This is a genomic window from Pedococcus sp. P1_H8, from assembly GCF_056405175.1.
In genome coordinates, this window is sequence record NZ_JBFUCP010000478.1 from 1 (window position 1) to 359 (window position 359).

Annotated in this window: 1 protein-coding gene; it reads left to right on the forward strand. The window is 69.6% G+C overall.

Annotated features, from left to right (window positions below):
• Positions 1-123: 123 nt before the first annotated feature.
• Positions 124-357 (forward strand): hypothetical protein, encoded by a 234-nt coding sequence (locus AC1DYG_RS20935; protein WP_477641742.1) that lies wholly within the window; start codon positions 124-126, stop codon positions 355-357.
• Positions 358-359: the final 2 nt, after the last annotated feature.

A 359-nucleotide genomic window follows, 5' to 3' on the forward strand; every position in this document is an offset into this window, starting at 1 on the left:
GCTGGTGGCGGCGCCGGGGAACCACCTCGCCGCCGTGCCGCGACGACACCCCAGCGAGCCGAAGGGTCCAGATACACAAAACTGGATATTTGCAATAAGTCCAGTCGCCCGCAGGATGAGCACATGATCCCCGCGCTGACCATCCTCGCCCTCATCCTCGGCGCCGCCGTGCTCTACCTCGCCGCCCTCCGCTCGAACGGCGGCCAGGTCTTCCGGCTCGAGCAGTTCCGCCCGGCTGCACCGCTGGCCGGAGTGCTTCCGGAGGAACGCGACGCCGCCCGCGCCCGCCACGACCTGGAGGCGGTCCGGGCCCGGCAGAACGTCGAGTTCCTGACGAAGTCCGCGCCGCACCACTAGAA